This window comes from Shinella pollutisoli (assembly GCF_024609765.1).
Taxonomy (GTDB): Bacteria; Pseudomonadota; Alphaproteobacteria; order Rhizobiales; family Rhizobiaceae; genus Shinella; species Shinella pollutisoli.
Window position 1 is genome coordinate 12304 of the sequence record NZ_JANFDG010000030.1, and the last position, 25325, is coordinate 37628.

The 25325-nt window shown below is 68.2% G+C and carries 23 protein-coding genes; 10 read left to right on the top strand and 13 right to left on the bottom strand.

Going from position 1 to position 25325, the window contains the following annotated elements; translation table 11 throughout:
- Positions 1-7: 7 nt before the first annotated feature.
- From NNZ72_RS20805 to NNZ72_RS20815, 3 genes are read right to left on the bottom strand one after another with little or no spacing between them, the layout of a single operon-like run.
- Positions 8-1177 carry an acyl-CoA dehydrogenase family protein gene (locus tag NNZ72_RS20805; protein WP_257317510.1) on the bottom strand — a complete coding sequence of 390 codons (1170 nt, stop codon included), beginning with the start codon at positions 1175-1177 and terminating at the stop codon, positions 8-10.
- Complete coding sequence (locus NNZ72_RS20810) at positions 1174-2544, bottom strand: MmgE/PrpD family protein (protein WP_257317511.1); 1371 nt, start codon at positions 2542-2544, stop codon at positions 1174-1176. Before NNZ72_RS20810 ends, NNZ72_RS20805 begins: the two co-directional genes overlap by 4 nt.
- A gap of 1 nt (position 2545) precedes the next feature.
- Positions 2546-3367 carry an HpcH/HpaI aldolase/citrate lyase family protein gene (locus NNZ72_RS20815; RefSeq protein ID WP_257317512.1) on the bottom strand — a complete coding sequence of 274 codons (822 nt, stop codon included), beginning with the start codon at positions 3365-3367 and terminating at the stop codon, positions 2546-2548.
- A 191-nt stretch (positions 3368-3558) separates the two neighbouring features.
- Here NNZ72_RS20815 and NNZ72_RS20820 point away from each other — a divergent pair, with 191 nt between their 5' ends.
- The 8 genes from NNZ72_RS20820 to NNZ72_RS20855 all read left to right on the top strand — a co-directional run bounded on the left by NNZ72_RS20820 (position 3559) and on the right by NNZ72_RS20855 (position 11293).
- A complete protein-coding gene (locus NNZ72_RS20820; RefSeq protein WP_257317513.1) occupies positions 3559-4695 on the top strand; it encodes a CaiB/BaiF CoA transferase family protein in 1137 nt (378 codons plus the stop codon).
- Positions 4696-4763: 68 nt separating this feature from the next.
- The gene (locus tag NNZ72_RS20825; protein ID WP_257317514.1) at positions 4764-5705 is read left to right on the top strand and encodes a LysR family transcriptional regulator; all 942 of its coding nucleotides are present in this window, start codon (positions 4764-4766) and stop codon (positions 5703-5705) included.
- 108 nt (positions 5706-5813) lie between these two features.
- On the top strand, positions 5814-6560 hold the full coding sequence (locus tag NNZ72_RS20830; protein WP_257317515.1) for a GntR family transcriptional regulator: 747 nt from the start codon (positions 5814-5816) through the stop codon (positions 6558-6560).
- Positions 6561-6642: 82 nt separating this feature from the next.
- The gene (locus NNZ72_RS25605) at positions 6643-7329 is read left to right on the top strand and encodes an N-acetylmannosamine-6-phosphate 2-epimerase (protein WP_257317516.1); all 687 of its coding nucleotides are present in this window, start codon (positions 6643-6645) and stop codon (positions 7327-7329) included.
- A gap of 5 nt (positions 7330-7334) precedes the next feature.
- Positions 7335-8207: an ROK family protein gene (locus NNZ72_RS25610; RefSeq protein WP_257317517.1), complete on the top strand. Its 873-nt coding sequence runs from the start codon at positions 7335-7337 to the stop codon at positions 8205-8207.
- Positions 8208-8218: 11 nt separating this feature from the next.
- Positions 8219-9535, top strand: coding sequence for an extracellular solute-binding protein (locus NNZ72_RS20845; RefSeq protein WP_371747798.1), 1317 nt, complete (start codon positions 8219-8221; stop codon positions 9533-9535).
- A gap of 55 nt (positions 9536-9590) precedes the next feature.
- Positions 9591-10475 (top strand): carbohydrate ABC transporter permease, encoded by an 885-nt coding sequence (locus NNZ72_RS20850; protein ID WP_257317519.1) that lies wholly within the window; start codon positions 9591-9593, stop codon positions 10473-10475.
- A complete protein-coding gene (locus NNZ72_RS20855; protein ID WP_257317520.1) occupies positions 10472-11293 on the top strand; it encodes a carbohydrate ABC transporter permease in 822 nt (273 codons plus the stop codon). Before NNZ72_RS20850 ends, NNZ72_RS20855 begins: the two co-directional genes overlap by 4 nt.
- 85 nt (positions 11294-11378) lie before the next feature.
- Here the strand turns inward: NNZ72_RS20855 and NNZ72_RS20860 are convergent, their stop codons facing one another.
- The 3 genes from NNZ72_RS20860 to oiaX all read right to left on the bottom strand — a co-directional run bounded on the left by NNZ72_RS20860 (position 11379) and on the right by oiaX (position 15311).
- On the bottom strand, positions 11379-12167 hold the full coding sequence (locus NNZ72_RS20860; RefSeq protein WP_257317521.1) for a pyrroline-5-carboxylate reductase: 789 nt from the start codon (positions 12165-12167) through the stop codon (positions 11379-11381).
- A gap of 582 nt (positions 12168-12749) precedes the next feature.
- Positions 12750-14051 (bottom strand): four-carbon acid sugar kinase family protein, encoded by a 1302-nt coding sequence (locus tag NNZ72_RS20865; protein WP_257317522.1) that lies wholly within the window; start codon positions 14049-14051, stop codon positions 12750-12752.
- 3 nt (positions 14052-14054) lie between these two features.
- Positions 14055-15311 carry a 3-oxo-isoapionate-4-phosphate decarboxylase OiaX gene (gene oiaX / locus NNZ72_RS20870; RefSeq protein ID WP_257317524.1) on the bottom strand — a complete coding sequence of 419 codons (1257 nt, stop codon included), beginning with the start codon at positions 15309-15311 and terminating at the stop codon, positions 14055-14057.
- A 141-nt stretch (positions 15312-15452) separates the two neighbouring features.
- On the opposite strand from oiaX, the gene NNZ72_RS20875 reads away from it, so the two are divergent.
- Entirely contained in the window at positions 15453-16169 is a 717-nt protein-coding gene (locus NNZ72_RS20875) for a transcriptional regulator NanR (RefSeq protein WP_257317526.1), read from the top strand.
- Between the two features lie 2 nt (positions 16170-16171).
- On the opposite strand, the gene apnL is transcribed toward NNZ72_RS20875, so the two are convergent.
- The 7 genes from apnL to NNZ72_RS20910 all read right to left on the bottom strand — a co-directional run bounded on the left by apnL (position 16172) and on the right by NNZ72_RS20910 (position 24242).
- Positions 16172-18040, bottom strand: a complete 1869-nt coding sequence (gene apnL / locus NNZ72_RS20880; protein WP_257317528.1) for a D-apionate lactonase — start codon at positions 18038-18040, stop codon at positions 16172-16174.
- Complete coding sequence (locus tag NNZ72_RS20885) at positions 18037-19071, bottom strand: Gfo/Idh/MocA family protein (RefSeq protein ID WP_257317529.1); 1035 nt, start codon at positions 19069-19071, stop codon at positions 18037-18039. Before NNZ72_RS20885 ends, apnL begins: the two co-directional genes overlap by 4 nt.
- Positions 19072-19073: 2 nt before the next feature.
- Entirely contained in the window at positions 19074-20138 is a 1065-nt protein-coding gene (locus NNZ72_RS20890) for an ABC transporter permease (RefSeq protein WP_257317532.1), read from the bottom strand.
- Positions 20138-21667: a sugar ABC transporter ATP-binding protein gene (locus NNZ72_RS20895; RefSeq protein ID WP_257317534.1), complete on the bottom strand. Its 1530-nt coding sequence runs from the start codon at positions 21665-21667 to the stop codon at positions 20138-20140. Before NNZ72_RS20895 ends, NNZ72_RS20890 begins: the two co-directional genes overlap by 1 nt.
- A gap of 2 nt (positions 21668-21669) precedes the next feature.
- Positions 21670-22305 (bottom strand): DUF2291 family protein, encoded by a 636-nt coding sequence (locus tag NNZ72_RS20900; RefSeq protein ID WP_257317536.1) that lies wholly within the window; start codon positions 22303-22305, stop codon positions 21670-21672.
- A 67-nt stretch (positions 22306-22372) separates the two neighbouring features.
- Positions 22373-23314, bottom strand: a complete 942-nt coding sequence (locus NNZ72_RS20905) for a D-ribose ABC transporter substrate-binding protein (RefSeq protein WP_257317538.1) — start codon at positions 23312-23314, stop codon at positions 22373-22375.
- Between the two features lie 100 nt (positions 23315-23414).
- Positions 23415-24242: a phosphogluconate dehydrogenase C-terminal domain-containing protein gene (locus NNZ72_RS20910; protein WP_257317539.1), complete on the bottom strand. Its 828-nt coding sequence runs from the start codon at positions 24240-24242 to the stop codon at positions 23415-23417.
- Between the two features lie 511 nt (positions 24243-24753).
- Here NNZ72_RS20910 and NNZ72_RS20915 point away from each other — a divergent pair.
- Positions 24754-25257: a sigma-70 family RNA polymerase sigma factor gene (locus tag NNZ72_RS20915; RefSeq protein WP_257317540.1), complete on the top strand. Its 504-nt coding sequence runs from the start codon at positions 24754-24756 to the stop codon at positions 25255-25257.
- Positions 25258-25325 lie beyond the last annotated feature (68 nt).

A 25325-nucleotide genomic window follows, 5' to 3' on the forward strand; every position in this document is an offset into this window, starting at 1 on the left:
GCCTTTCTCAATAGGAACGCGGCATGCCGAGGATATGCTCGGCGACATAGCTCAGGATCAGATTGGTGGAGATCGGCGCGACTTGATAGAGGCGCGTCTCGCGGAATTTCCGCTCGATGTCGTATTCGCAGGCGAAACCGAAACCGCCATGGAACTGGATGCAGGCGTTCGCCGCCTCCCAGGAGGCCTTGGCGGCGAGATATTTCGCCATGTTGGCCTCAGCCCCGCAGGGCAGCCCGGCATCATAGAGGCGGCAGGCCTCGTAGCGCATCAGGTTCGCGGCCTCCACCTCGATATGCGCCTCGGCGATCGGGAACTGCACGCCCTGGTTCTGGCCGATCGGGCGGCCGAACACCACCCGGTTCTTGGTGTATTCGACGACCTTGTCGGTGAACCAGTAGCCGTCGCCGATGCATTCGGCGGCGATCAGCGTCCGCTCGGCGTTGAGGCCCGTCAGGATGTACTTGAAGCCCTGCCCCTCCTCGCCGATCAGGTTGTCCGCCGGGATCTCCAGGTCGTCGAAGAAGAGCTCGCTGGTCTCGTGGTTGACCATGTTGGGGATGGGCCGGACCTCCATCCCCGCCTTCACCGCCTCCCGGATGTCGACCAGGAAGATGGAAAGGCCCTCCGACTTCTTCCTGACCTCGCCGAGCGGCGTCGTGCGCGCGAGCAGGATCATCAGGTCCGAGTGCTGCACGCGCGAGATCCAGACCTTCTGGCCGTTGACGACGTAGCGGTCGCCCTTCTTGACGGCGGTCGTCTTGATCTTCGTCGTGTCGGTGCCGGTCGTCGGCTCGGTCACGCCCATCGACTGGAGCCTGAGCTCGCCCGCGGCGATCTTCGGCAGGTATCGGGCGCGCTGCGCCTCCGAGCCGTGACGGATCAGCGTGTTCATGTTGTACATTTGGCCGTGGCAGGCGCCGGAATTGCCGCCCGCGCGGTTGATCTCCTCCATGATCACCGAGGCTTCCGTGAGTCCCAGCCCCGTCCCGCCATATTGCTCGGGGATCAGGGCGGCCATCCAGCCTTCCCGCGTCAGCGCATCGACGAAGGCCTCCGGATAGGCGTGCGCCGCGTCGACGCCGCGATGGTATTCCGGCGGAAAGCTCTGGCAGAGCGCGCGGATGCCCTCGCGGATTTCGGGATAGGATTCGGTCTGGCTTGCACCGGTGCTCACGGCTCGTCTCTCCTGTTGAAAAGGTCGCGCACGTCCGCTGCCGCCCGCAACCCGGCGAGCCTTGCCAGCAGGGCGTCGGTTCCCGCATTCAGCACGGGGCCGGCAAGGGCGCGGAATTTCGCGGCCTGCGCCTCGTCCGGCGGGAAGGTGTCCGGCTCTCCGGAGGGATCGGCCACGCGCAGCCGGTGCGTCTTTCCGCGCGCGGTCACGGCGAGCGTCGCGCCGAAGGGATGCGCGGCACCGGCAAGGCTTTCGTCCTCGACCACCGCGACGCGGTCGGCGAGCGCGTCCGCCTCCGCGGTACCGAGCAGGTCGTAGTCGTCCCAGCCGAACCGGCCGCGGAGGAGCGCGACGGCGGCGGCGAAGGGCATCGAGAACTGCCCCGCCACGATGCCGCGCGGGCGGCGCTTCTCATCGACCGGGTCGCCGACGAGGATGACGCCGTTCCGATGCAGGCCGACGACGATCCGCTCGATCTCGCCCGCCGTCCAGCCGTGCTCGCGCCGGAGCGCCAGGAGGCCGTCGACGGCGGCATGGGTATAGCGGCAGGCGGGATAGGGTTTCACGCCGATCGCCATGGTCTCCCACGCCGTGCCGAGACCCTCCGCCGCGCGGGCGGGATCGGCGCCGTCGCTGTAGCCGGCGAGAAAGCCGTGCTTCCCGTCGATGGCGTCCGCAGCGCCCAAAAAGCCTTCCGACGCGAGCGTTGCGGCCATCAGCCCCTTCATGGCGGCCTCGCCCACCTGGTAGCGCTTGTTCCAGGCGCCGTTGGCGAGGAACTGCAGCGATCCGGACGCCTGGCTGGCGGCGATGCCGAAGGCATTAACAATCCCCGCGGCATCAAGTCCCAGCAGGCGCCCCGCCGCCGCCGCGGCGCCGAAGACGCCGGCCGTCGCCGTCGGGTGGAAGCCGCGCGCGTAATGCGCCGTCGGGTCGAGCGCGAGCCCGAGCCGGCAACAGACCTCGTAGCCGACGACGACGGCCGCAAGCAGGTCCCCGCCCGCGGCGCCCGTCATCTCCGCCGCGGCGAAGGCCGCGGGAACGACCGGGGCGCTCGGATGCAGCGAGCTTGCCGCATGCGTGTCGTCGAAATCGAGCGAGTGGCCGAAGGCGCCGTTGAGCAGCGCGGCCGCCGCCGGCGCATAGCGGCGGTTCAGCCCGAAGACGGTGCACGGCCCGGGCCCGTCCAGCCCGAGCCGGGCCAGCATGGCAAGGATCGCGGGCGAGGATTCCGCCTCGTTCGCCGCGCGGATGGCGGAGCCGATCAGGTCGGTCGCAAGCGCCAGCGCACGGGCTTGCACCGCTTCGGGGATCGCGGCCGCGGGCGTGGCGGCGGCGAAGGCGGCGAGGGTCTGCGTCACGGACATGTCAGGACCTTCCCTCGTCGAGACCGGCCTTGCAAAGGATCTGGCGTGCGCGCAGAAGGACCGGCGCATCGACCATCGCGCCGTCGACCGCCACGGCCGCGCCGCCATCCGCAGCCGCCAGCACCCGCCGCGCCCAGCCGATCTCGGCGTCGGCCGGCCGGAAACCCCTGCGGGCGGGGTCGATCTGGGCCGGGTGGATCAGCAGCTTGCCGGAAAAGCCGAGCTCCGCGGCATGGACGCAATCCGCCACGATCGCCGCCTCGTCCGAAATCGCGCGGGTCACGCCGTCGATCGGTGCCGGGATGCCGGCGACGCGCGAGGCGTGCACGATGAGGCTGCGCGCGTAGAGCAGCGCGTCGCGCGTGTGGCCCATCGCGAGGTCGGCGGCGAAATCGATGGAGCCGAAGGCGATCCGCCGTGCCGCCCCGGCGATCTCGAAGACGTCGCGAAGCCCCTGCGCGCTCTCGACCAGCGCGAAGACCGGCAGGCCGGTACGCTCCGCGACGGCTGTCACGTCATGCGCGCTTTCGGCCTTGGAGAGCATCACTGCATCGACGCCGAGGCCAGCGACCGCCGCGAGGCCGTCCTCGTGCCATGGCGTGCCGACACCGTTGATGCGCACCATCACCGGCACCGGGCCTTGCATCCCGGAGAGAGCCTCCTTCAGCCCCGTGCGGGCGAAAACCTTGTCCGACGGCGCGACGGCGTCCTCCAGATCGACCAGCACCGCATCGGCGCCTGCCGCGAACGCCTTCGCGAACCGCTCCGGCCGGTCGGCCGGGACGAAGAGGGGCAGGCAGACGGTGTCGAGGCGATGGCTCATGGCGCCGAGGATGCGCGCCCGGCATCCATATGGGAAATATATTTTTCCTACGGAGCCCATAACGTGGCGGTATGGCATCCGGAAAAGCGGCCATAACATTCGCATATAGCCGCCCCAGGAAGCTGTTATTTGAAGTGATCGCCGGTTTCGCCGATCCTGCGCTCTTCCGAACGAAGCGCACAGGCCAAGCCATGACATCCGATCTCGAAGGTCTCCTCGTCGTCTCCATCGAGCAGGCCGTCGCGGCCCCCTATCTCTCCTCGCGGCTTGCCGAGGCCGGCGCGCGCGTCATCAAGGTCGAACGGCCGGAGGGGGACTTCGCGCGCAACTACGACCACCTCGTGCACGGCGAGAGCGCCTATTTCGTCTGGCTGAACCGCGGCAAGGAATCGGTCTGTCTCGATCTGCGCGAGGAGGAGGCGCGGCGGGTGCTGAGCAGCATGATCGCCAAGGCCGACGTCTTCATCCAGAACCTCGCGCCCGGCGCCGTCGACCGGCTCGGCTACGCGCCGGCGACGCTGCGTGAAAGGCACCCCCGGCTCATCACCGTCTCGATCTCCGGCTACGGCGACGAAGGCCCCTTCCGCGACCTCAAGGCCTACGACCTGCTGGTGCAGGCGGAGAGCGGCCTCTCCTCCATCACCGGCACACCGGAGGGCATGGCGCGCGTCGGCGTCTCGGTCTGCGACATCGCCGCCGGCATGACCGCCTACCAGGCCGTGCTCGAGGCGCTGATCGCCCGCGGCAGGACCGGCAAGGGCCGGCACGTCTCCGTCTCGCTGTTCCATTCGCTCACCGACTGGATGAACGTGCCCTACCTGCAGTTCGTCTATGGCGGCAAGGTGCTGGAGCGCAACGGCCTCGCCCATCCGACCATCGCGCCCTACGGCGCCTATGCGGGCAGCGACGGCCGCCAGGTGCTGTTCTCCGTCCAGAACGAGCGCGAATGGGCGCAGTTCTGCGCGGCCGTGCTCGGCCGGCCCGAGGTGGCGGCCGACCCGCGTTTCGACGGCAACACGAAGCGCGTCGCCAACCGCGCGGCGCTCGACGCCATCATCCATGCAGTCTTCGAAACCCTGACCCGCGACGAGATCGTCCGGCGCCTCGAAGCCGCCAGGGTCGCCTATGGCCGCGTCTCGACCATGGAGGACCTCGCGAGCCATCCGCAGAACCGCTATGTCGAGGTCGCCACGCCGAGCGGCCCCGTCAGGATGCTGGCGCCCGGCGCGCTCGCCGACGGTGCCGCCGGCACGTTCGGTCCCGTTCCGGCGCTCGGCCAGCACACGCAGGCGATCCTCGCGGAATTCGGCACGCCCGGCTCCGCGTGAATTGCCCCCGTCGGCGGCAGGCTATACCATGCCGCTCTACCGACCGACGGGAGCATACCGGAAACAGGATGGACATCCGCCAACTGCGCTATTTCGTGGCCATCGCGGAGCTGGGGTCGTTCTCCCGCGCGGCGGCGCAGCTTCACATCGCCCAGCCGGCCCTCTCGCTGCATGTGCGCAACATGGAGGCGGCGCTCGGGACGCCGCTGCTGTTCCGCAATCCGAAGGGCGTGGTGCCGACGGAGGCGGGGGAGATCCTGCTGCGCAACGCCCGCGCCATCCTCAGCCAGATCGCGATCGCCGAGGAGGAAATCCGCGGCCATGACAGCGATCCCGCCGGCGAGGTCCGCATCGGCCTGCCGGGCACGATCGGCCAGATCCTCGCCGTCCCGCTGATCCTCGCCGCACGGGCGCGCTATCCGAGGATCAAGCTGCGCATCGCGGAGGCGATGAGCGGCTTCGTGCTGGAATGGATGCGGGCCGCGCGCATCGACCTCGCGGTCCTCTACCGCGAGGTCGGCGACGGCGGCATCGCCACGGTCCGCCTGCTGGAGGAGGAGCTCGTCTTCTTCGGCCCGCCCGCGGCATCGCCGGGAATCGCGCTTCCCCTGCCGGGAACGACGCTGCCGTTCCGCGCCGTCGCACGGATGCCGCTGATCCTGCCGGGCGGCGCGCACGGGCTGCGCGAGCTGCTGGAACGGGAGGCCGCGGCCTGCGGGGCGACGCTCGACCCGGTGATCGACGTCGATTCCTATTCGAACATCAAGGAGCTCGTCGCGGCCGGCCTCGGCTATTCGATCCTGCCGCTCAACGCCATCGCGCAGGCCGCGGGCGCGGGCGAACTGTCGAGCTGGCCGATCGCCGACCCGCCGCTCAAGCGCTCGATCCATCTCGCCCATTCCACCGAACGGCCGATGACGAACGCGGTCAGGGCGATCGACGCGCTCATGCGGGACGTGCTGCAGGACCTCGCCCGCACCGGCGCCTGGGCCGGCACCCGCGTCCTCTGACGATCCGGAACGGACGGCGCCGATCCACACCGTGGCGGAAGGGAATAATACCAGTTCAACACACGAAAAAAATATTGCATAAAGGGGCATGTTCCGCGCGGGTGCCCCATGAACGATCAGGCCATCATCGATTTTCTGGCGGGCCTGGTGTCCCCCGAGAGCGGCGAGCCGCTCTACCGTCAGCTCGGGACGGCGCTGAAGACCGCCATCGACACGTCGGTCCTGAAGCGGGGCGCCGTCATCCCCAGCGAGCGCGACCTCGGCGAAGGGCTCGGCATATCCCGCGTCACGGTGCGCAAGGCCATCGAGGGGCTGGTGTCCGAAGGGCTGCTCGACCGGCGCCAGGGCGCCAAGACGGTGGTGTCTCCCCGGCTGGAGAAGTCGCTGGCGACGATGACGAGCTTCTCCGAGGACATGCGCTTGCGCGGGCTCGAACCCGGATGCGTCTGGATTTCCAGAGAAATCAGCCGCCCCTCGCCCGCGGAGATGATGGCGCTGGGCATTCCCGCCCACGAGCGGGTCGTGCGGCTGCGGCGGCTGCGCACGGCGGACGGCACGCCGATTGCCATCGAGACCGCCACCCTGCCCGCGCGCTTCGTGCCCGACCCGCAGGCGATCGGCGATTCCCTCTACGAATATCTCGCCGGCCACGGTGCCCTGCCGGTGCGCGCCATGCAGCGCATGCAGGCCAAGCCCGCCTCCGAGGAGGAGCGCCGGCTGCTCGCCACGCCCGAGGGCTCAAGCCTCCTGACGATGGAACGGCGCTGCTTTCTTGCCGACGACCAGATCGTCGAGTTCACCCAGACGAAATACCGCGGCGACGTCTACGATTTCGTCATCGAGCTGACGCGATAATACCAGTTTAATTCCTGTTGCATTCTGGTTTCTTCCTGCTAGCGTGCCGGACATGTGGGAATGGACGTGCGGGAGGATGCGCGTGACCTTCGATATCCGCCAGCTCGAGAACGGCCTGATCGTCTCCTGCCAGCCGGTGAAGGGCGGCCCGATGGATCATGCCGCCATGGTCGTCGGCTTCGCGCTCGCGGCCCTCGACGGCGGTGCCGCCGGCCTCAGGATCGAATCCGCCGACTATGTGCGCGCCGTGCGCAAGGCGACGGACCGCCCGGTCATCGGCCTCGTCAAGCGCGACCTGACGGACTCGCCCGTCCGCATCACGCCCCTCCTTCAGGATGTCGACGACCTTGCCGAAGCCGGCGCGGACATCATCGCCTACGACGCGACGGCGCGGCCGCGCCCGGTGGAGACCGCCGCCCTCGTCGCCCGCATCCGCGCCGCCGGCAAGGTCGCCATGGCCGACTGCTCGGTGCTTACCGACGCCGAACGCGCGCTCGCCGAGGGCGCCGCCGTCGTCGGCTCGACGCTTGCCGGCTATACCGGCCCCATCGAGCCGACCGAGCCGGATTTCGCGCTCATGGCCGGCATGCGCGCATTGACGCCCTACGTGATCGCCGAGGGCTGCGTGCGCACGCCGGAACAGGCGGTGCGCGCAAAGGCCGCGGGTGCCTTCGCGGTGGTCGTCGGCTCGGCCATCACCCGCCCCGAGCACGTGACCTCCTGGTTCCGCGGCGCGCTCGACGGCGCCGCCACGGCAGGCGGGGGCTGACCGTCATGGCCGTTCCCGACAGCGTCCTGTCCATCGACGTCGGCGGCACGAAGATGCTGGCGGCGCTGGTGCGGGACGGTGCCGTTCTGGAGACGGTCCGGCTGGCGACGCCGCGGGGCGGCGACCCGTCCGCATGGTTCGAGGCGCTGTTTGCGGAGATCGCCTCCTGGCAGGGCCGCTATTCGGCCGTCGGGCTCGCCGTCACCGGCATCGTCGACGACGGGCACTGGTCGGCGCTGAACCGCAGGACGCTCGACATTCCCGACCGCTTTCCCCTTGCCGCCACGGTCGCCCGCTTCACCGACCGGCCCGTCTTCGCCGCCAACGACGCCCAGGCCGCCGCCTGGGGCGAGCACGCCTTCGGCGCCGGCGCAGGGGAAGACATGGTATTCCTCACCGTCTCCACCGGGATCGGCGGCGGGATCGTGCTCGGCGGCCGGTTGTTCGGCGGCCTTGCCGGCCATTTCGGCCAGCTCCGCGACGACGACCATCCCGACGAGGCGCTGGAGGACCGCGTCTCGGGCCGGTGGCTCGCCGCCCAGGCCCGCCCGCATCGGACCGACGCCACGGCGCGCGACGTCTTCGCCGCAGCAAAGGCGGGCGAAGGCTGGGCGCAGGCGCTCGTGCGGGTCTCCGCCGGCCGCACCGCCCTTCTCTGCCGCAACGTGCAGCTCGCGCTCGACCCGCGGCGCATCGTCATCGGCGGCAGCATCGGCCTTGCCGAAGGCTATCTCGCCGCGGTGGAACAGGCGCTCGCGCCCGTTCCGGCCCGCCTGCGGCCTTCGCTCCATTCCGCCGCATTGGGAGAAAATGCGGGGATCATCGGCATCGCAAGTCTTGCACAACGACAGGCAACCTCGAGGGAGAACGAGACATGAGACATTCGACGATGAAGATCCGGGCGCTCTATGCCGCCTGCATGCTGAGCCTCTTCACCGGTCCGGCACTGGCCGAGGTGACCGTGCTCGGCTGGCCGGGCGGGCCGGAGGAGGTGGCGCTGCGCGCCGCCGCGGACGCCTACAACGCCAAGGCCGACCTCGCCGACGCCGACAAGGTCGAGCTTCTGTTCTTCAACCGCGACGGCTTCTGGGACAAGCTGCAGGCGGACCTCGCCGCCGGCTCCACCGCCTTCGACATCAACCTGCTCGCAACCTACTCCATCGGCCGCTACGCGCCGTTCATGGAGCCGATCGCGCTTTCCGACGAGGCGAAGGCGGTCTACGGCGATTCCGTGCTGGCGACGATGCAGTACCAAGGCGAGCAATACGGCGTGCCGACCGACCTTTCCCTGCATTTCATGTACTATCGCAAGGACCTGATCGACGCCCTGCTGAACGATGACGCGGCCAAGGCGAAATATGCCGAGATCGCGGAAAAGCATCTCGGCAAGAAGCTCGAGCCCAAGCAGCCCGACGCCTGGGACTGGGACGATTACACCGCGACCGCGCTCTATTTCACCCAGGCGGTCAACCCGGACAGCCCGACGCGCTACGGCACCGTGCTGCAGATGAAGAACCTGCTCTTCAACATCATGGTCTGGCAGTCCCTGCCGCGCGCCTACGGTGCGGACTGGAGGGACGACGGCGGCAAGATCACCGTCAATTCCGACGCCTACCGCAAGGGCCTCGAAGTCTACAAGCTGCTTTACGACGCCGGCGCGACGCCGCGCGATTCGCTTTCCTACGAGTTCGCGGAAGCGAACGCCGCCTACGCTTCCGGCCAGGTGGCCGCCATGCTGCAATGGAACGCCGCGGCAGGCGACCTGACCAGCACGGAGAAATCGCCCGCCGTCGCCGAGGTGACCGACACCGTGGCGCCGCCCTCCGGCCCCGCGGGCCGCTTCACCCATATCCATGGCCTCGGCTTCGGCCTCAACAAGAACGCCGAGAACAAGGACGGCGCCGTCCGCTTCCTGAAATGGCTGTCCTCGAAGGAGGCCGCGCTGATCTATGCCCGCAACAACGGTGCCCCGGCCTTGACGCCCGAGGTGGTGGCCGAGGTCGCGGGCGAGCGGCCCGACCTCGTCAAGCTCGGCGAATTCGCCGGCAAGTACGGCTACGTCATGAACGGCGGCACCTCCGCCAAGGCGCTTTCCGTCTACGAGCTGCAGGCGAAGGAGTTCACCGGCTACTGGTCCGGCCAGCAATCGCTCGACGACGCGCTGGCGAACACGGAAAAGGGCATGGCCGACCTCCTGAAGGAGTAGCCGACCTGGACGGACGCGCCGCCGCGCGTCCGTCCGCTTACCGGAAAGGGGCGCCATGACGACGAGAAGGAAGATCGAGATCTCCGAATTCCGGATCCTCGCCGCGCCGCTGGTCGCATTCCTCGTCCTGTTCCTCGGCTTTCCGGCCGTCGTCAATCTCGTCTATTCCGTGTCCGAGGTGAGCTTCGAGACGCTCAGGCGGCCGGCGCTTTCCGGTTTCGGAAACTTCGCGGCCGTGCTGGGCGATGCGGCCTTCTGGCGGGCGAGCTGGTTCTCCTTCCGCTTCGGCCTCCTGACCGCCGTCATCGAATGCGGCCTCGGCCTGTTCCTGGCGATCTTCCTCTCGCCGCTGATCGAGAAGCGAAGCTGGCTGCTGGCGATCCTGATGATGCCGCTGATGGTCGCCCCGGCGCTGGTCGGCCTGATGTACCGCCTCGTGCTACACGAGTTCGTCGGCCCCGTGCCCTACTATCTCTGGGCCTATCTCGGCGCGAGCATCTCCTTCCTCGGCGCCGGTTCCGCCTTCTGGACGCTCGTGGCCATCGAGACGCTGCAATGGACGCCCTTCGCGCTGCTGCTCTTCTACATGGCCTACCAGGCGATCCCGGCGGAGGTGAACGAGGCCGCGACGCTCGACGGCGCGGGCGGTCTCCAGCGGCTGCGCCATATCGAGCTGCCGCTGATGAGGCCGACGATCGTCGTCGCGCTGCTCATCCGCTTCATCGACGGCTTCCGGGTCTTCGACAATGTCTACGTGCTCACCGGCAGCGGACCGGGCGGCTCCACCGCGTCGCTGTCGATCTACATCTACGAGGCCTTCTTCAAGCAGGGCGCCATCGGCAAGGCCGTCGCCGCCTCGGTGATCCTGTTCGCCGTCTCCTTCGCCGTGCTCTACGGCCTCAACGCCATCGCCGCCCGCCGCAAAGGAAAAGGCCGATGATCGCAGCACTCCGCTGGGCCGTCTTCGCCATCGCCGCCCTCGCCCTCAACTTCCCGATCCTCGTGACGCTCTCGACGTCCTTCAAGAGCGCCCGCGAGCTCTCCGCCAATCCGGGCCTGTGGGTATGGTCGCCGACGCTCGAGAACTACCTCGCGGTGTTCCAGGTGAGCGAGCGGCTCAACATCTTCCTCTATCTCTTCAACAGCCTGGCGGTGTCGCTGATCGGCACGGGGCTCGCGGTCGCGCTGGCGCTGCCGGCGGCCTATGCCATCGCCCGCGGCCGGCTCGGCGAGCGCACGCTGCTGCCGCTGATCGTCAACCTGCGCGCCGTGCCGCTGATCATCTTCGCCATCCCGCTCTACATGATGTTCCAGTGGCTCTCGCTGCTCGACACGCGGATCGGCCTCGGGCTCATCCTCGCCATCGTCAACCTGCCGCTGGCGCTGGTGATCCTCGTCAACGCCGTCAACGACGTGCCGCCGGAGCTCGACGAGGCGGCGCTGATGGACGGGGCTAGCCGCACGCAGATCCTCGTCAGGGTGCTCGCTCCCGTCTGCCGCCCGGCGATCGTCACCAGCCTGATCTTCGGCTTCATCACCGCCTGGAACGAGTTCCTCTTCGGCCTGATGCTGACGACCTCCAAGGCGGTGCCGATCACCGTCGGCGCCTCCTTCTTCTTCGCCGCGAGCGGCGGCGGGGTGCAATGGGGCGTCGCCTCCGCCGTCATGATCGTCGGCGCGCTGCCGCCGGTCCTGCTCGGCCTGGTGATGTACCGCCAGATCAGCGGCTCGATGACCGCCGGCGCCATCAAGGGGTGACGCGGCCGAGCCGCGCGCGCTGACCGGGGCGATCTCCACCGGCTCCAATGCGTTGCGGACAACGCGCTCTCGCAGCGGACCTATCCTAGCGGCTGCGTACCCGCTCCAGCACGCTGTCCAAGGCCTTGGTCAGCGCGTCGGCGCCGCCGTGCTCGCGGAAGCGGGCGAACATCTGCTCGTTCAGGCCGCCCTTGGTGGAGAACTCGTGGCGCAGGTCTTCCAGCGACCGGGACGGCGCCGTCAGCGCGACGGTCGAAAGGCTGGCGAAGAGCGGAGCGAGATAGGCACGCGCGCTTTCGGCGGGCAGGCCCCGCGCCTGCAGCCAGCCGACGACGTGGTCCATGATGCCGAAATAGGGACCCATCAGGGCGCTGGCGGTCGCCAGCAGGTCGTATTCCTCGATCGTGCGGCATGCGACCGCCGAGCCGAGGCCCGCGAAGAAGGCCTCGACTGCGGAATCCCGCGGAAAGATCGCGGTGACGCCGCTGCGGCTGGCGACGAAGGGCAGCGGGACCGCACGGACAAGCTCGACCGGAACGCCGATCCAGTCCCGGAGCGTCGCATGGTCCACCGCCGCGACGAGGCTGACCACCCGCTGTGCCGGCCGGAAACGCAGGGCGCGCACCACCTCCTCCGCCACGTCCGGACGGATCGCGAGGAAGACCATGTCGGCCGCGTCGACCACATGCTGGTTGTCGCGCGCGACGCATACCCTGTCCGAAAGGGCCGCGAGACGGGCGGCCGTCGCGGCGGAGCGGGGCGAGACGGCGATGGCCGGCGCCGGCGTGTCGCCGGACAGGACGCCGGTCACGATCGCCTCGGTGATCGTACCGGTTCCGATGAAACCGAGGCGGGTCGACGTCGAAGGGTTCATGGCTCAATCCTCGCAAATGCCGTGAAAGCCTTCAGGCAAAGACGATGCCGGTCAAGGGCCCCGCCGGCGATTGCACGGAGTTTTTCGGAATCATCGCGTGCGCGGAGCAGATCGCGGCCGGACGATAGCGCCCGAGAATATCCGGCGTATCCCGCTCGGCTTTGCCGGCCGGGCTCGCCTTCTTTGGCCGCCCGTTCAGGTCTCCCGGACCTCACCATCGTTCCGTCGCCTGGTCGGTCGGAAAGGCCTCGGCGCAGGTGACGTTGACACGGGGCAGCGCGATCACCTCGCCGATGATCTGCGGAATGCTTCCCGGCTGACATGAAGCGCAGCATTCACCCGATTGCCGGGAATGGAGATGCCGCGATGAGCCACCCTCGGGCCGGCGCCGCTCGTCGTCAGGCGCGTCTTCGAGGTACCGGGCGAAGCCACTGTCGTGGACAAGACGATCTTCCGGGCGGCGCAGTGTTGAAATCTCGCGGCACGCCTATGGGATGGCCGACGGGTAGAACCATCTTGCCGGCGGCAGCGCCTCGGCGCGCCACGCCGAGGTGCGCAAGGCCTGTCCCGGCCTCCACTGATCTACGCGCGCCCGGCCCGGATCATGGAGAAATAGTCCTCGCCGCCGATCTGGCCGCCCTTGAGGGCGATCTCCAGGCCGTCGACCGGGCCGCCATGGGCGATGCAGAGCGGAGAGCCCGGCGTCTGCGGCAGCGGCATCTTCAGCGTCAGGGCGGAAATACCCATCTCGCCGAGCGCGTGGCTGGACGTGTCGCCCCCCGCGACGACGGCGCGGGCGAGGCCGGCACGCGAGACGAGCGCCGACTGGATGCGGCCGAGCGCCCTGCCGAGGCGGTGGCGGGCGCCGGACGACGCGTCGAGCGCCCCGCCCCGGTCGGCCGCCGGGCCGAGCGCGGTATAGAGCACGACGCTGCGACCGTTCGCCAGCGCCCCGAGGCCCGCGTCGACCGCGTCTGCGACCGCGCCGTCCGCCGCATCGCCGGACAGGGCGAGAGGATCCAGCATGATGCCCTCGAAGCCGTTTGCCAGCGCATGGCGGATTTGCCGTTCGGTCGTGGGCGAGACGCTGCCCGAGACCACGGCGATGCGGTCCACCGGGCCGGCATCGGCAAAGACCGGCCGTTCGCCGATCAGGCCTTCGCTGCGCCAGGCGGGGATCAGCGCGTATTCGACGCCGGACGAGCCGCAGACGAAACGGCTCTTCCGGCGCAGGCCGTTCCATATAAGCGCGCCGGCCGCCGCCTGCGTCGCCGCGTCGAGCACGTCGACAAGCAGGATGTCGGCCTCCTGCGGCGTCTCGCCGCCGAGAAGCCCGACGAAATCGAGGAGCGCCGAGGAAAGCCCGGTCTGCCGCGCGAGATGCAGCAGCAGGTCGGCCTCGTCCATCGGCGTGACCGGATGGCGCGACATCACCGGATGGCGATCGATGCGATAATTGCGGCCCTGGTAGGCGGCGAAGAGCTCGCCGAAGGCCGTGTAGCGGCGGATCTGCGGCGCGCCGACGACGAGCGGCACCGTCGCGTCGCCGAAGATCTGGCGGCCGATCTCGATCGCCCGGCCGATATTGCCGACATGCGGGGCGGAATCGAAGGTCGAGCAGACCTTGTAGTGGCAGAGCTCGGCATCGAGCGTCTTCAGCCAGCCGAAGGCCTCGCGAAGATGCACGTCCATCCAGGCCGGCGTCTCGCTGCGGCTGGTACCGGCGAGCCCGAAGGCCCGCGCACCGGCGAAGCGCGACAATAGCCCGGCATCCGGCACCTTCAGGAAGAGCACGGTCTCGACGCCGCTCGACGCGAGCGCCTCCATGACGTCGGTGGAGCCGGTGAAGTCGTCGCCGTAATAGCTGATCAGGGGCCGGACCATGGCTCAGGACGCCTTGCCGTCGGCGAACTTCTCCAGGGACTGGGCGAGTTCGGGATGATCCTTCGCGTAGGTTTCGAGCGGCACGCCGGCGACCGCGGCCTCCCACGCCTGCTGCACCGCCTTCACGCCGGCGCCCGGCCCGCCGGGATGGCTGACGATGCCGCCGCCGCACAGATAGAGCAGATCCGTCGAGCCGCCCGTCGCCGCGATCGTCTCCGGCGCCTGCCCGCCCCACTGGCCGGAGCAGACGACCGGCAGGGCGACATCCTTCGCGGAGAAGAGCGGCGCGCTGACCGCCCTGTAGGAGCGCACGAAGCTCTCGTCCGGTTCCCAGTATTTCACGCGGATGCCGTTGATCTGGAACTGGTCGACGCCGAGAAGCCGCCAGAACTGCTGCCAGACGGAGAATTCGAAGCCGAGGCCGGCGTGGCGGGTGAGGATGTCCCAGCCGTTCCGGTGGGCGTGCAGCACGAGGCCGGAGCGCTTGCGCAGGAAGGACAGGCCGCCGAACCCGACCGAGTTGATGTTGACCACGGCGCAATTGCCCCCGGCCTCGAGCACCAGATCGTGGTTGCGCATCATCTCGTCCGGATCGGCATGGCTGATGCCGAAGGCATACATGACCTTCTTGCCCGTCTTCTGCTCGTGGTCGAGGATCTTCGGCATGATCGCCGCCACGCGCTCCTTCAGCGGCGAATAGGCCGGGCTCATCAGCTTCTCGTCGTCCTTGACGAAGTCGACGCCCGCCGCGATCAGTTCGCCGACCATCTCGGCCGTCTCGTGCGGCCGGAGGCCGAGCGCGGGCTTGACGATCGTGCCGATGATCGGCCGGCCCCGGACGCCCGTCAGCGCGAAGCTGCCCGGCACGCCGAACTGCGGCCCCGGATGCGCCGCGGCGAATTCCTGCGGCAGCTTCATGTCGACGATGCGGATGCCCGTCAGGCCCTTGATGGAGAAGACGCCGCCGATCGCGATCGTCATCAGCGCCGAAAGGTCGGTGCCGATCGCGTCCATCGGGAAGTCGATGTCCACGTCGGCACGATTGAACGCCGTCGCGCCCGCCGCCTCGCCGGGAAAGGAGGCGTGATCGGCCGCCGGCAGCGGGCGCACGGCGACGACGCGCGCTGCCACGCGGGCCTTCAGCTCCTCCGTCTCGCCCGGCAGCGCCACGAAGGTACCCGTCGACTGGTCGCTCGCAATCTTCGTCGCCATCGCCTCCACGGAGCCGGGGGTCTCTATCCGATAGGTCAGGCGTATCACGGTATTCCCTCCGCCGCAGCGCTTGTTGGCGTTTGCAAACTGGTATAATGAGTATTTATGTTATTGCAAGCCGAGGATGGCGAAAGCTGTTGCGGCGATGGAACTTGATGCATAATCAGGCCTGTCGAAATCGGGTGCCCCATGACCGTCGTTTCCGAACCGATCGTCCGCAAGAAGCTCGCCGATGAGGTCTTCGCCCGATTGAAGCTGATGATCGAGACCGGAGAGCTCAAGGCGGGCGACGAGATGCCTTCCGAGCGCGAGCTCATGGAGCGCTACGGCGTCGGCCGGCCGGCCATCCGCGAGGCGATGCAGGCGCTCGCCGGCAAGGGGCTCGTCGAGATCTCCCACGGCGAGCGCGCCAGGGTGCTGCACATCACCGCCGAATCGATCATCCGGCAGGTGGATCTGCCGGCGAAGCTGATGCTCTCCGGCTCGTCGGATTCGCTGGAGCACCTGAAGAGCGCCCGCATCTTCTTCGAGCGCGGCATGGTCCGCGAGGCCGCCGCGAAGGCGACGCCGGCGCATATCGCCGAGCTGCGCGCCCTGCTCGACAAGCAGAAGGAGAGCCTCGGCGACGCCGACGCCTTCATCGACGCCGACATGGAATTCCACCAGTGCATCGCGCGGATTTCCGGCAACCCGATCTTCGCCGCGGTCAGCGGCGCGATGCTCGGCTGGCTGAAGTCCTATCATACGGAAATGCTCATCTGGACGGGCCGCGAGAATTTCACGCTCGCCGAGCACGAGGAGATCATCCGCGCGATCGAGAAGGGCGACGCCGACCTCGCCGAACGGGCGATGATCAAGCATCTCGAACGCTCCCGCGCGCTCTACGCCCTCAAGGGCCAGAAATAGGCTCAGCGCGCAACCTCGACACAGCCGTAGGGCGGAAGCACGATGCGGTCGCCCGCCGCCAACTCTGCACGATCGGCCGCGATCGTCGAAACCTCACGCGGCCCTGCCGGCAGGACGACCGTCTGCGCTTCCGGCGTGATGTTCGCAAGCAGAAGACGCGCGTGCGTGGCGAGCCCCAGCACCGCATCCGGCCTCGACGTCTCGACGGCGACGAGTTCCTCGCCCGCCAGGGCGCCGAGCCGCGCCAGCACATGCGCAAGCGGCCGCGGCTCCCCCTTCGCGGCCGCCTCGCCGTCTCCGGCGACAAGGCCGAAGGGGCCGGCAAGCGTCGAGAGCGTCAGCACTTCCAGCGCCGCCGGCGCGACCGTCGCGGCGTAGGCGAGCGTCCAGGCCGCACCGAACAGGCCGTTGTGCCGCGGATCGGAGTCCGCCATCGGAATGCGCGAGCGCATGGGGTTCGGTTTCGTCGCGCTGCCATAGGGATTCTGCCGCATGGCGATGGTCGAGGGACCGATGCGGTAGGGCTTGTCGCCGTAGATCGCGCGCGTCGAGGCAACGACATGGCGCAGCGCCTCGAAGGTCTGCATGACGGAAAGATCGTCGGCCGCATGCACGATCGGGTTGGTGCAATGGCTGACATAGTCGATCCGGTCGCCGGGCACGCGCTTGCGGTTGAGCTCGGTGAAATAGCTCATCATGCCGCCGCCGAGACGGATGCCGGGAAAGGCTTTCCGCGCCGCCGCATAGACGTCCGCAAGCGGCGGGCAATCCGGCCACGCGCTGCCGGGTGGCGTCGACTGCCGATCGACCGACGGGCAGACGAACAGCGTGTCGAGCGTCAATCCCGACTTACCGACGAGTGCGGCGAACCCGGCCATTTCCTCATCGAGCGGACGTCGGCACGGGACGGCCAGTTCCAGCGTCACCCTGAGGCCGGACCGCGCGGCGATCTCCGCGTAGCCCTCCAGCGCCGCGATGCCGTGCCCCGCACCGGGATCGAAATGGGCGATCAGATGCCGGGCGCCGACCGTCTTCAGGAGATCGAGCGCGGTCAGTTCCCCGGCGAGGCACTCCGGTCTGAGGCCGACGCCGATCTCCGGAAGCCGGGTTCCCGTCGGCGCCAGCCGCAGCGAGATCGCGTCCGACGCGCCGGCGGCGTGCGCAGCCCCCTCCTCCGACCGGATGTCGACGGAGATCTCCTGGCGGAACGGCACGTTCTTCGGCACGAGATAGGGCCACGGCAGCGCCAGCGGCCGCACATAGGTCTTGTAGGAGCCGTCGGTCCAGTTGCGCTGGTCCTCCATCTCGAAGGTATCGCCCGCGAATTCCGTCGTCGCTTCGATGCCGGGCGCGACGCGATGGGTGATCGCGGCGATGTCCTTGAAGGGCTGCCAGGGCTCGATCCGCTCCGGCCAGCGCGCCCGCTCGACGCTGCCGTCACCGTGGCGGACCTCGACCGGCTCGCCCGCCACGCCGACCACCGGATGCAGCACGACGAAGCCGGCCCGCGCCGTCTCGAAATCGGCGTCGCTGACGCAATCGGCGGAGAAGGTCACACCTTGCGGCGTGCCGGAAATGGCGATCGCGCAATCGAGATTGGCACCGGAGGGCGCGGTGAAGCGGGCACGGTAGGTGACGGAGAAGCCGTCTTCGGTTTCCTTCACGGCGAGATCGGCGATCGTGGCATTACAGGTGCCCCAGTCCCGGTCGCGCACGAGGAAGGCGATGCCGCGCAGCACCTCGTGGCCGCGGAAACGCAGGGTGCGGAGATTGCCGTCCTGCAGGGTCACGGCGAGATCGCCGGCGGCGAGCGTCCGGCTTTCCGGCTCGCGCTCGCTCGTGCCGTAGAGCCGGAGCCGGTCGTCGCTCATGCCAGCAGCTCTCCGAGGGAAACGGTCTCTCCGCGTTCGGCGCTGAGGTAGGCGGCCTCGACCAGCGCGAAGGTCTTCAGGTTGTCCCGGCCGGACGTGTCCGGCTCCCGGCCCGCGGCGAGCCGCTCGATCCAGTGCCTCTGGATCAGCGCCACGCTCTCCTGGATATTGTGCCAGGGCCGCGAGGCCCAGGGCAGCAGGCTCGGCGCGACAGTGCTTTGCGTCGTGCCATCCGGGCTGTGGACGGTGAGGCGATAATCCTTGCCGAGGCGGAGCGTGCCCCTGTCGCCGTCGATCTCGACGAAGGTTTCCGGGAACGGCTCCTCCGGCAGCCTCGTCGCATAGCTGACGTCGACGATCGAGGTGACGCCGCCCTCGTGGTCGAGGAGCATGGTCGCCACGTCCTCGCCGGCGATCGCCGGATTGATGCGGCGGGTGCGCGCGGTCATGCGGGTCGCATCGCCGAACAGGAAGCGGGCGATGTCGAGCGAATGGATGCCGAGGTCCTCGATGATGAACCGCTTGCCCTTGGCGAGATAGGGCTGGCCGGAGAAGACGTCGAAGCCGGAGCGGAAGGAGACGCGGCCCCAGAACGGCGCGCCGATCGCGCCGGAATCCAGCACCTGCCTCACCGCGAGGATCGGCGTCTGCCAGCGGAAGTTTTCGTGGATCATCAGCGGGATGCCGGCGGCCTCCGCCGCGGCGACCATGGCCTTGGCGTCGGCGAGCGTCGGCGCGAAGGGCTTCTGGCAGATCGCCGGCACCTTGTGGCGTGCGGCAAGCTCCACCAGCGCCCGGTGGCTGCCGACCGTCGTGGCGATGTCGACGAAATCGAAGCCGCCGTCGGAGAACATCTCGTCCGCCGAGGCATAGCGCCGGGCGACGCCGAACTGGTCGCCGACGATTTTCAGCCGCTCCGGATCGCGGTCGCAGATGGCGACGATCTCCACGTCGGCGAGATCCCGCCAGCCGTGCATCTGGTTGACGGCGAAGAAGCCGCAGCCGATCAGGGCGCCCTTGAACCTTGCCATTCTCAGCCCGCCTTCGCCAGTTGCATTAGGGTGACGCGCTGCTGCAGGCGGCGCTGCGCCTGGTCGACCACGACCGCGACGATGATCACCAGACCCTTGATCACCATCTGCCAGAAGGAACTCACGCCCATCATCACCAGCCCGTCGGACAGGATGCCGATCACGAAGGCGCCGATGATCGTGCCGCCGATCGTGCCGCGCCCGCCCGACATGGATGTACCACCGAGAACGGCCGCCGCAATGGCATTCAGCTCCAGGTTCGTGCCGGTCGCCGGATGCGAGGCCATCAGCTCGGAGGAGATGATAAGACCGACGATCGCCGCGCAGAAGCCGGAGAACATGTAGACGAACATCTTTACCCGGTTGACGCGGATGCCGGACATGCGCGCAGCGCGCTCGTTGCCGCCGACGGCGAAGATATGCCGGCCGAGCGGCACGAAGCGGGCGAAATAGGCCGCCCCCAGCGCCACGACGATGAGGATCCACACGGAGACCGGCAGCCCGAGGATCGTGCCGGAGCCGAGATAGGAAAAGCCCTGGTTGCCGAGGTCCTCGCGGCCGGTGAGGTTGGGCAGCGTCTGGCCGTCGGAATAGAGGAGCGCCATGCCGCGCGCGACATAGAGGGTCCCGAGCGTGGCGATGAAGGGCGCAACGTTCAGCTTGGTGATGAGCAGGCCGTTGACCGCGCCGATCAGGATGCCGACGACCGCGACGATCAGCGCCACCTCGAAGACGTTGAAATAGGCCGTGTAGCCGAGCGGCAGCGCCACGCCGTACATGATGAGGCCGCCGGCGATCATGCCGCAGAGGCCGACGATGGAGCCGACCGAGAGGTCGATGCCGCCGGTGATGATGACGAAGGTCATGCCGATGGCGAGGAAGGCGTTCTGCGTCGCGTGCTTCGACATCAGGATCATGTTCGCGGTCGAGAGGAAATTCGGCGCGAAGATCGAGAAGAAGATGATCACCGCGAAGAGCGCGATGAAGGTGCGGAGCTTCATCAGCGTGAGGAGGGCCGCACCCCCGGAGAGGCTGCCGGCGGCGGCAGTTTGCGTTGCTGTCGTCATCACGCATGCATCCTTCTGGTCTTGTGTCCCTCGGCGGAAGCCGAGACGATCATCTCCTCGGTGGCGTCCCTGCGGTCGACCACCGTCACAAGGCGGCCGTTGCTCATCACGGCGATGCGGTCGGAGAGCGCCATGACCTCTTCCAGGTCGGAGGTGGAAAACAGGATGGCGAGCCCCTCGCCGGCGAGCCGCCGCATGGTGCGGAAGACGTCCGCCTTGGCGCCGACGTCGATGCCGCGGCTCGGCTCGTCCATCAGCAGAACCTTGGGCCCGGTCATCAGCGCCTTGCCGATCACCACCTTCTGCTGGTTGCCGCCCGACATGGAGGTGACGTCGAATTCCGGGTTCCGCGCCTTGATCGACAGGCTGCGGATCGCCTCCAGGATGGCGTTCTTCTCCCGCTTGAGGTCGATGTGGAAGCCGGCCCGCACGAACTGGCCGAGGCTCGCCATGGAGAGGTTGTCGGCGATCGACATGGACTGCACGAGGCCCTCGCGCTGCCGGTCCTCCGGGATCAGCGCCAGCCCCTCGCGGATGCGCCGGGTCGTGTCGCGGCCCTTCAGCTCCTCGCCCTCGACGAAGACCTTGCCGGAGGAATGCGCGTGCCGGCCCATGATGCATTCGAAGAGCTCGGAGCGCCCCGCGCCCATCAGGCCGTAGATGCCGAGGATCTCGCCCCTGCGCACGCCGAGCGAGACGTGGTCGACGGCATAGCCGCCCTGCGCGCGCGGCAGGCAGATGTCCTCGGTGCGGAAGACCTCCTCGCCCGGCTCGTGCTCGACGGGCTTGGCAAAGTCCTTGGCGTCGGAGCCGATCATCGAGCGGACGATCCAGCGTGTGTCGATGTCCTTGACCAGGGCGTGGCCGGTGATCTCGCCGTCCTTCAGCACGGTGATGTAGTCGCCGATGCGCATCAGCTCCTCCAGCCGGTGCGAGATATAGACGATGGCGACGCCACGCGTCTTGAGGTCGGCAATGACGCGGAAGAGCACGTCGACTTCTGCTGCGCTCAGCGCCGAGGTGGGCTCGTCCATGATGAGGATGCGGGTATCGAGCGAGACGGCGCGGGCGATCTCGACGAGCTGCTGCTGGCCGATCGGCAGGTCCTCCGCGAGCGTCTCTGCGGAAATGCCGGCTTCGAGCCGGTTCAGGAATTCGTTCGCCTTCTCGACCTGCGCCTTGTGGTCGATGCCGCGAAGGCCGCGGGTGATCTCGCGGGTCGCGAAGATGTTCTCGGCGACGGAGAGGTTGCCGAAGAGGTTCAGCTCCTGGAAGACGATGCCGATGCCGTGGCGCACCGCGTCCGCCGGGCTCGAAAGCTCGATGCGCTCGCCGTCGAGAAAGATCTCGCCGAGCGTCGGGCGCTCGACGCCGGCGATGATGCGCATCATCGTCGACTTGCCGGCGCCGTTCTCGCCGACGAGCACGTTGACCGCGCCGCGATGCAGCTTCAGGTTCGCTTTCTTCAGCGCGACGATGCCGGAATAGGCCTTGGTAATGTCCTTGAGTTCGAGGATGACGTCGTCCATCGTCAGCCTCCGATGGCGATCGTGGCGGGCACCATCTGCGGCAACTGGCCCTTGGCCGGCAGCGGATAGGCGCCGGTGGCGGTGAGCGTCTTGCCGGTGAGGTTCTCGCGCGGCAGCTTTTCGAGCAGCGTGCCGTTCACGTAAGTGTTGAACGACTTGCCGAACTGCGCCCATTCGATCTGGTTCTTGAAGGCGTTGAAATCGACGAAATCCAGGCTGTCGCGCAGCGCCGTGCCGCGGATCGCCGGGCCGATGGCGACGCGCACGTCCGCCTTGGCGTCGCCGTCGACGTCGACGTCCACGTAAGCTGCGCGCGACTTCGTCTCCTCGGCGACGATCGTGCCGTCGACCCTGGCGATGAAGGTCCAGGGCGCATTGCCCTGCTTTGCCTTGTAGCCGTGCTTCCGGCCGGCCGCATCCGGATCGGCAGCGGTCGCGGCGAGCACGTCCCGGAGCGGGGCGGCACGCTGTTCCAGATAGGGGATCACCTTGCCGTCCCACATTTCGGCGACCAGCCTGTCGGGATCGAAGGCGCCGGCCTCGGCTTCCCTGTCCTTGTCGGCGGTCTTGACGAGCTTGCACCCCGTAAGCCCGAGGGCCGAGGCGAGCAGGATGACGGCGGCGGCCTTGAGACGCATCGCTGGTAAACTCCGGCAAATGGCGGGCGCGGGGTGAATATACACCCCGCGCCCCGGTCCTGGGAGATCAGTCGGCGAGCGCGAAGGTCTCGAGCTTGTCGGCGTTGTCGGCGTTGATCAGCACGCAGTCCATGAGCTGCTTCTCCTCCGCCGGCGTCTTGCCGGTGGTGATGTAGTCGTGCGCCTGCTGGACGGCCATCTGCGCCTGGGCATAGGCCGGCTGCAGCACGGTCGCCTTGATGCCGCCCGCCTTGATCGAGTCGCGCACGTCGTTCGAGCCGTCGAAGCCGACGACGATCACGTCGTTCTTGCCGGCGGCCTGGAGGGCGGCGATCGCGCCCATGGCCATCGTGTCGTTGCCGGCGATCACGCCCTGGATGTCCGGGTTGGCCTGGAGGATCGTCTCCATCTTCGAATAGGCCTCCGTCTGGCTCCAGTTGGCCGACTGCTGGGCGACCATCTTCAGGTCCGGATATTCGTCGATGACGTCATGGTAGCCCTTCGAGCGGATGCCGGCATTGGTGTCGGATTCCTTGCCGACAAGCTCGACATAGTTGCCCTTCTCGCCCATCAGCCGGACGAACTCCTCCGCGCCGAGCTGCGCGCCCTGGTAGTTGTTCGAGACGATCTGCGAGACGGCGACGCCGCTGGCATTGATCTCGCGGTCGATCAGGAAGGAGGGGATGCCGGCGTCCTTGGCCTTCTGCACGGCGGCGACGGAGGCGTCGGCGCCGGCATTGTCGAGGATGATCGCCTTGGCGCCGCGGCCGATGGCCGTGTCGATCAGCTGCGACTGCTTGTTGGCGTCGTCGTCGTGGACCAGCACCAGCGTCTCGTAGCCGAGTTCCTTGGCCTTCGCCTCGGCGCCGACCGCTTCCGCCTTGAAGAACGGGTTGTCGTGGCTCGGCGTGATGATGGCGATGAGATCGGCGGCAAACGCCGGCATGGCGACGCCGGCGGCAAGCACGGCGGCGAAGCCGACGGTGATCAGTCTGCGGGTAATGTTCATGGTTTTCCTCCCGGTTAGGCACCGGCGTCCAGCGGCCATTCCCCCAATTGAAAATGGCCGCCCCGGTGCGATCTCGTGGACCGGCGCGATGCGCCGGCAATCAGGTGATGCGGCGGATGCTGGCCGCGATTTCCTCCGGCTCGAAGACGCGCTTCCAGTCGTCCTTCATGAGCACCGGCTTGCCGAACTCGATGGCCTTGTTGCAGGCGTCGGAGAAGACGCCGGGCGTCTCCTCGAAGATCACCGCGCCGAGCACGTTCATGTGGCCGAGCAGGAAGTCGCGCGCCGCCTCCTTCGGCACGCCGCGCGCCACGCACTCGTCCATCGCCTCGCGCATGACGACGAGCAGCGAGGCGCAGACGGTCTCGGAAAGCCCCGGCTCCAGCATGGCCATCTGCTCGACGGTGACGCGGTGCGAGCGCATGACCGGCGCCCAGATGATTTTCGCGATCTCCTCGCCGAGCGCATAGGCCTCCTCCGGACCCTGCATCAGCGCCGAGACAATGTGCTGCTTGGCGGCGACGCCGCCGAAGAAGTCGCGCTTGGCGGCCGGGTCCGTCTCGTCGTTGAAGATCGGCGGATGACAGGGGTGGGTGACGAAATAGGTAAGATCGTCGCGTGCCGGCAGGTGGCCGGCGAAGGGGGCGGCGGCGTCGAGGATGACGAGCATGGTGCCGGGCTTCAGCCTGTCGGCGATGCCGGCGGCGACCTTGCCGATGGCGGTGTCCGGCACGGCGAGGATGACGACGTCGGCGCCGTCGAGGCCCTGGTCGGCCGGAACGCAGGCGATGCCGAGATCGTCCGAGAGGCGGGCCTTGCCCGCGTCGCTCACCTCGATGTGGCGGACGTCGAAGCGCGAACCCTTGAGGTTCTTGGCGAGCCGATAGCCCATTTTGCCGCCGGCGCCGAACAGCGCGATCGATGTCATCGAAGTTCTCCTGACTGCGGCGGCCGGGACATGCCCCGAGCCGGCCGGATCTTTCCATCGCCGGTTACCCGACGCGGCCTATATTTTCCAACTGGTATAACATGTCAATGACTATTTCTCAAAATATGTGCCCCCCGTCATGAGCATGCCGAACGTCATGTGAGGGACTGCGGCACGATCGGCCGGCCAAGCGTGGCGCTTGCGCAACACTGGCCGAAGTTTTCCGTGTGCGATGAATGATACCGCGCGCCACCTACCCGTCTGGCGATCCGCTATCGTCCGGATTAATATGAGTTTTATCGGAAGGTTTTTCCGGCAGGCCTCCTGACGCGGCCGCACAGCTTGGAATCGCTCTAATCTACCGAACTTGCGTGCCGGCCGATGGTCGGCGAAAAGGTTCGGCGGATAGCAACTACCAAGATCGAACGACGTTGAACGCATTCCGCCGACATCCCGCCGCCCCCTCGACCGCACGGCCGGCCGACCGCCGGAAGACGGGAAGGAATCCGCGATGAGCTGGGACATTCCGACCCTGTTCCGTCGCCATGCCAAGGAGATCGCGCGGTCGCTGCGCCGGCGCGGCCTCAGCGCCGAGACGGCGGCCGACATCACCCAGGATACGTTCGTGCGCGTTCTCGCCTCCCCGCCGAAGGAAAGCGCGGGCGTGCACAATCCGGCCGCCTATCTCTTCCGCATCTCCCGCAACCTGCGCATCGACCACCAGCGGCGCGAGCGGCTGCTCGTGCGCGTCGATCTGAGCGACACCGAGTTCGCCGAGATCGCCGACCATTCCCCGACCGCCGAGACCATCGTCTACGACCGCCAGCGCCTCGCCCTGACGCGAGCGGCGCTCGCCGAACTGCCGGAGAGGACCCGCCGGGCCTTCGAGCTGCACCGGCTGGGCGAGCTGACCATCGCCGAGACCGCGCAGGCGATCGGCCTTTCCACCACGCGCACCTGGATCCTGCTCCGCGACGCCTACGAACATATCGATGCGCGCCTCAACGGCCTGTGATAGACATCCCGCGCGGAAATTCCCCGACGTCCGTTCGTAGAACAGGTCAGGAGCCGCCGGCCGGCCGG

Coding starts and splice junctions, on each gene's coding strand:
- NNZ72_RS20830 (WP_257317515.1), top strand. CDS start 5,814: ATGAACGATCAGGCCATCATCGATTTTCTGGCGGGCCTGGTGTCCCCC.
- NNZ72_RS20825 (WP_257317514.1), top strand. CDS start 4,764: ATGGACATCCGCCAACTGCGCTATTTCGTGGCCATCGCGGAGCTGGGG.
- NNZ72_RS20895 (WP_257317534.1), bottom strand. CDS start 21,667: ATGGACGACGTCATCCTCGAACTCAAGGACATTACCAAGGCCTATTCC.
- NNZ72_RS20850 (WP_257317519.1), top strand. CDS start 9,591: ATGACGACGAGAAGGAAGATCGAGATCTCCGAATTCCGGATCCTCGCC.
- NNZ72_RS20845 (WP_371747798.1), top strand. CDS start 8,219: ATGAAGATCCGGGCGCTCTATGCCGCCTGCATGCTGAGCCTCTTCACC.
- NNZ72_RS20890 (WP_257317532.1), bottom strand. CDS start 20,138: ATGACGACAGCAACGCAAACTGCCGCCGCCGGCAGCCTCTCCGGGGGT.
- NNZ72_RS20905 (WP_257317538.1), bottom strand. CDS start 23,314: ATGAACATTACCCGCAGACTGATCACCGTCGGCTTCGCCGCCGTGCTT.
- NNZ72_RS20815 (WP_257317512.1), bottom strand. CDS start 3,367: ATGAGCCATCGCCTCGACACCGTCTGCCTGCCCCTCTTCGTCCCGGCC.
- NNZ72_RS20820 (WP_257317513.1), top strand. CDS start 3,559: ATGACATCCGATCTCGAAGGTCTCCTCGTCGTCTCCATCGAGCAGGCC.
- NNZ72_RS20810 (WP_257317511.1), bottom strand. CDS start 2,544: ATGTCCGTGACGCAGACCCTCGCCGCCTTCGCCGCCGCCACGCCCGCG.
- NNZ72_RS20875 (WP_257317526.1), top strand. CDS start 15,453: ATGACCGTCGTTTCCGAACCGATCGTCCGCAAGAAGCTCGCCGATGAG.
- apnL (WP_257317528.1), bottom strand. CDS start 18,040: ATGAGCGACGACCGGCTCCGGCTCTACGGCACGAGCGAGCGCGAGCCG.
- NNZ72_RS20865 (WP_257317522.1), bottom strand. CDS start 14,051: ATGGTCCGGCCCCTGATCAGCTATTACGGCGACGACTTCACCGGCTCC.
- NNZ72_RS20860 (WP_257317521.1), bottom strand. CDS start 12,167: ATGAACCCTTCGACGTCGACCCGCCTCGGTTTCATCGGAACCGGTACG.
- NNZ72_RS20915 (WP_257317540.1), top strand. CDS start 24,754: ATGAGCTGGGACATTCCGACCCTGTTCCGTCGCCATGCCAAGGAGATC.
- NNZ72_RS20900 (WP_257317536.1), bottom strand. CDS start 22,305: ATGCGTCTCAAGGCCGCCGCCGTCATCCTGCTCGCCTCGGCCCTCGGG.
- NNZ72_RS20885 (WP_257317529.1), bottom strand. CDS start 19,071: ATGGCAAGGTTCAAGGGCGCCCTGATCGGCTGCGGCTTCTTCGCCGTC.
- NNZ72_RS20910 (WP_257317539.1), bottom strand. CDS start 24,242: ATGACATCGATCGCGCTGTTCGGCGCCGGCGGCAAAATGGGCTATCGG.
- NNZ72_RS20855 (WP_257317520.1), top strand. CDS start 10,472: ATGATCGCAGCACTCCGCTGGGCCGTCTTCGCCATCGCCGCCCTCGCC.
- NNZ72_RS25610 (WP_257317517.1), top strand. CDS start 7,335: ATGGCCGTTCCCGACAGCGTCCTGTCCATCGACGTCGGCGGCACGAAG.